General features: G+C 32.8%; 6 protein-coding genes. 5 read left to right on the top strand and 1 reads right to left on the bottom strand.

What is annotated here, in order from left to right:
- Positions 1 to 517: 517 nt before the first annotated feature.
- Positions 518 to 898, bottom strand: a complete 381-nt coding sequence (locus ACJMLZ_RS05780; protein ID WP_405304446.1) for a winged helix-turn-helix transcriptional regulator — start codon at positions 896 to 898, stop codon at positions 518 to 520.
- A gap of 125 nt (positions 899 to 1,023) precedes the next feature.
- On the opposite strand from ACJMLZ_RS05780, the gene ACJMLZ_RS05775 reads away from it, so the two are divergent.
- The 5 genes from ACJMLZ_RS05775 to ACJMLZ_RS05755 all read left to right on the top strand — a co-directional run.
- Positions 1,024 to 1,842, top strand: coding sequence for an oxidoreductase (locus ACJMLZ_RS05775; protein ID WP_405304444.1), 819 nt, complete (start codon positions 1,024 to 1,026; stop codon positions 1,840 to 1,842).
- A gap of 66 nt (positions 1,843 to 1,908) precedes the next feature.
- Positions 1,909 to 2,472 (top strand): TMEM175 family protein, encoded by a 564-nt coding sequence (locus ACJMLZ_RS05770; RefSeq protein WP_405304443.1) that lies wholly within the window; start codon positions 1,909 to 1,911, stop codon positions 2,470 to 2,472.
- A 245-nt stretch (positions 2,473 to 2,717) separates the two neighbouring features.
- Positions 2,718 to 3,260 (top strand): phosphatase PAP2 family protein, encoded by a 543-nt coding sequence (locus ACJMLZ_RS05765; protein WP_405304441.1) that lies wholly within the window; start codon positions 2,718 to 2,720, stop codon positions 3,258 to 3,260.
- A 478-nt stretch (positions 3,261 to 3,738) separates the two neighbouring features.
- On the top strand, positions 3,739 to 4,353 hold the full coding sequence (locus ACJMLZ_RS05760; protein WP_405304439.1) for a TetR/AcrR family transcriptional regulator: 615 nt from the start codon (positions 3,739 to 3,741) through the stop codon (positions 4,351 to 4,353).
- A 44-nt stretch (positions 4,354 to 4,397) separates the two neighbouring features.
- The coding region (locus tag ACJMLZ_RS05755) for a type II CAAX prenyl endopeptidase Rce1 family protein (RefSeq protein WP_405304437.1) at positions 4,398 to 4,944 on the top strand (547 nt) is incomplete at its 3' end.

The following is a 4,944-nucleotide window of genomic DNA, read 5'->3' as shown; positions in this document are numbered from 1 at the left end:
AATTTTATATACTCAGAACAATATTTATTTGTAAAAATAACAAATTTTAAATATTTTACAATGGATATATTGAATTCTAAAACACTAATATAATAATTTCTAACAATAGGTGTTTTAATGAAGTGGAAAGAGAATTCAATTAAAAACACTCCAATCAAATTTGGAGAATTAGTATTTTGACTGTTGAAAATTTAGTGCTTGCTATCTCTTATTTATTCCTAGCAAGTTACTATCTATTGTTGGCCATTAACTTGTTAATGTAAAACAATCTATGATGTCGAATTGGAAGTCTAGTTGGATTTTATCCGAAATTTTCTAATTTGATAAACTGACAATTTAAATGACAATTAGCTTTAATATGTGTTTTATAGCTTCCTTTTTTACACATAGTTCAAAAAGACATTATTATTTCCACTTTAAAAACACCAAAATATTATTTAATTGAGAAACCATTAATTAACTATTTTATTTGTTTCCAAAGGCGTAGTAATCAATAGCTGTTTTTAATTAAATAATCCTAATCTATATCTAATTGCTTTTTTGCTTCATTAATCATATATTCCTTTGTATATTCACTGAAATATTCTCCATTAACATCCCGTTTAATAGAATACATCATTAGTTCATAGATAACTTTATTTAACAATCTCCCTTCATCTGTTAAGTAGTATTCAGTAGTGTTGTCTTTGATTTCTTTTTTGATTAGTCCATTTTCTTCTAATTCCTGAAGGCGCCTTGATAATGATTTATTCAGTAATTTAGGTTTATCTTCTTGAAATTCATTGAAATGCTTTTTTCCGCAGAACATGTCAAACAGTATTTGCAATGTCCATCTTTTTGTAATCACTTTTAGGATTGTTTCAACAGATCTTGCAGGACAGTTTTTTCTATCGCTCATTTTAATCCTCTGATTAATCTTTAGGTGTCAAAATTGACACTTTAATTATTTATAACGAATTTAATAAACTACTTGTTAAGAAAATATTTGTTTTCAAGCATTAATAAAAGTTTTTGAGTGATATTATGGAAAAAAAAGTAATTCTTCTAACTGGTGCCAGCAGCGGTATGGGTTATGAAACAGCACAGATGTTGGCTGAACAGGGCCATATTGTCTATGGTGGTGCCAGAAGAGTAGAAAAAATGGAACCTCTCAAACAGTATGGTGTAAAACCAATCAGTTTGGATGTTACAGATGCGGATTCATGTCATGAAGCCGTTAAGACTATTGTTGATAATGAAGGGTGCATCGATGTATTGATTAACAATGCAGGTTATGGTTCCTATGGTGCAGTTGAAGACGTAACAATCGAAGAGGCAAAAAGACAATTTGAAGTAAACGTGTTCGGTCTTGCAAGACTGATACAGCATGTTTTGCCTTATATGAGAAAACAAGGTTCCGGAAGGATTATAAACACCTCATCAATGGGAGGACGTTTGGTAAGCTTCATGGGCTCATGGTATCATGCAACCAAATATGCCGTTGAAGCCTTAAGCGATGGCCTTAGGATGGAAGTGGCAGATTTTGGAATAAAAGTTATCTTAATTGAACCTGGTGGAATCAAAACTGACTGGGGTCATATTGCAGCAGATAACTTGGAAAAATCTGCAAAAGGTGGAGCTTATGAGGAAATAGCTAAAAAAACCGCTGAAGGAATGCACAAACAATACTCTGGAAAGATGATGTCAGATCCGAAGGTTGTATCAAAAGCCATTTCAAAAGCGGTAAACAATAAGAATCCAAAAACAAGATATCTGATTGGATTCGGTGCTAAGCCACTTGTTTTTGCTCATGCAGTATTGCCGACTAAAGCATTTGATTGGATTATGAAGAACGCTTCCTGATTATGGTGTCATTGACACTATAATTATTTATTCTATTTTTTATAGATATTGTTTTAAGGTGATAGTTTGAATAAAGATAGGATAATGGCTTTAAGCGATGGTATTGTTGCAATTGCAGCAACAATTATGGTTTTGGAACTGGCAGTTCCTCAAACAATTTCTATTAATTCCCTATTGTCTCAAGTACCTATTTTTTACTCATATGTAGTCAGTTTTTCATTAATATATCTGGCTTGGAGATCACATCACAACTCATTTGAAAAAGCGGATTTGATTGACGGTAAAGTATTTTTGGCTAATGGAATCTGGTTATTTTTCATTACATTGATTCCATTTACAACAGCGCTTGTAGGTAACGGGCCAAATGAAACATTGGCTGAAGCCATTTATGTTATCTCATTGATTTTGTGGACCGCATCATTTCAGTTTTTAGACATTGCGATAACAAAAGCAAACCCTACAGCACCGAAAGACGAAATGCGCGATAATAAAAATAGGTTGCTTCTTTTTGGAGGTTATTTCATAGCATTGATTGTTGCATTTATCATTCCACAATTGACTATCATTATCATCGGATTGGATGTTTTGGTAATGGCTGTAAGTCTTTTTTTGAAGGTTAAAATGGATTAGAATAGGGTTTAAAAATGAAATATGTAAAATTAAGAAGCTCTGATTTGAAAGTTTTCACATCAAGTAATATGTCTAAAACTTAGGGTCAATATAAAAGTAATAAAAATATATATGTTTCTTTGTTGCATATTTATAATTCGAGAGCGAAAGTAGTAAATATTTTGTATAGTATACGGGCAAAAATAAAATTCATATTATTTTTGGTTTATTTAATTTAGTAAACATTAATTATTGGGGTTTATTCAATGGATTTGCTGACACTAATAAACAATGGTATGCAAAATCAGTTTTTTGACATGGTGGTGCCCGTAATATACAAAGCAACCGGTCCATCTATAGTGCCAGTAGTTTTAGCAATACTTCTGATACTTGCATGGGCTTTGAAATGGGATAAGATTAAAAATATACTTTTGCTGTGCTTTTTCGCCCTATTTTTTACATATGTATTCGTATTCACACTTAAACTTTCATATGTAAGTCCGAGACCATATGTGGTTTTAAGCAATATAAGGATGGTTTGTTCCGACAACGGCTTCAACTCCTTCCCATCAGGCCATGTTGCAATTTCAATGACTGTTGGCAGCGTAATTTTGATGAAAGTAAAAAAACACAGGTCTGTTTTGATAGTTCTTCTGGCAATGTATATGGTCGTGATGGCATTTACAGTGATGTATGCAGGGGTTCACTATCCTGGTGATGTTGCTGCAGGTCTCATCGTTGGTCTTGTATCTGCATTTATTGCAGTATTTCTCTCAAAAAGATACTTAAATAGTTTTTCCAATATCTAGATTCACTCAACTGTCCCAGTTTGAATGTGATTTTTCAGGCATGTTTACTTTGATGTTTGATTCATTAAATCTATTCTCGAGTCATTTCTGTTATAACTAAAAGTAATTATTTACTTGTTAATGTAAAACAATTTATGATGTCGAATTGGGAGCTTAGTAGGATATTATCCTAAATTTTCTAATTTGATATAGACAATTAGCTTTAATATGTGTTTTATGGCTTCCTTTTTCACACATAGTTCAAAAAGCATTTATTATTTCCACTTTAAAAACACCAAAATATTTTTTTTATGATAACATTATTTGCAGGTCATATTTTATCAATATGGGTTATAAATCCGGTGAAAATATTTATATATTATAATTTTCATATTATGATTAAAAATAAAAAACCGACCGAAAGTCGAAAAATGATTGACAAAAATATGAAGTTAATTGCAATATAAAAACAGACTGATGGTCTATTTGGTGGAATATTATGAAAAAAGGTGAAAAAAGGAAAAAAGAGTTGTTAAAGATAGCTTATGATATGTTTCTCACACGGGGATATGAGAATACGCGCGTTGAGGAAATCATAGAAAAAGCGCAAATAGCTAAAGGCACATACTACTACTATTTCGAAAGCAAAGAGCAGATGCTTGAAGAAGTCATAGACATGATGATTGATAATGAGACCGAAATGGCAAAGCAGGTCATCGCAATGGATATTTCAGTACCGCAAAAAATAGTCGGGATACTTGCATCTATAAAACCTACTGAAGCAGAACAACCCGTAAAAAACGCTCTTTTCCAGCCAGAAAATGTGTTAATGCACTATAAAGTCAGACAAAAATTGATTAATGTTCTTACTCCACTTTTATCCGAAGTTATAGTGGAGGGAGTAAATGAAGGTATCTTCGAATGTGAAAATATACCTGAGCGTGTTAAGATGCTCCTTATCATCAGCGACAGTACGTTTAATGAGGGTTCATTCAGTGAAAAGGATATTTCTGTCTTCATAGACATGACTGAAAAACTTCTCGGTGCAGAGAACGGATCGATGAGTTTCATTTACGAAATGATTGATAAGAGCGATATGGAGGCGGTCGAGTGAACAATACTGGAAACTACAAATATAAACCGGTTCTCTTTTTTGCTTTGGCGTATCTTTTTACTTGGATATTTTGGATTCCTGCAATATTCTTGCCAGAAAGCATCAGCCCATTACTTATGCTCGTAGGTCTTATGGCTCCGGCTATTGTATCTACAGTTTTCATTATGGCGTCAGGTTCAGATGCACTTAAGCAAGACTTTAAGAATAAGATTTTAGGCTTTTACAAAGTAAAATGGCTGAATGTAGTTTGGGCTGTGATTGTATTTGCGATTGTAATAGTCTGTTCTATTCTGTTGTCGTTGCTCTTTGGACAGTCACTTGACCAGTTTTCCTTTACTGAAAGCTTTTCTTTTACTGGTGTTGGAATAGCAGGAGCATTTATTACCATTACAATTGCTTCGATAATTGAGGAAGTGGGATGGAAAGGATACTGTGAAGATTCTATCGGTTACTATATGAACTGGTTTTGGGAATCCATGATTTTTGGAGTGCTATGGTCTTTTTGGCATTTTCCTTTATTATTTATTCAAGGAACATATCAGGCAGGACTTATGGTGAATCCTCTTTATGTGATTAATTTTTTTGTGAGTG

It is taken from the genome of Methanobrevibacter sp. (genome assembly GCF_045126245.1).
Lineage (GTDB): Archaea > Methanobacteriota > Methanobacteria > Methanobacteriales > Methanobacteriaceae > Methanocatella.
The sequence above is the reverse complement of the archived record's forward strand: the minus strand, read 5'-3'. Positions and strand labels throughout refer to the sequence as shown.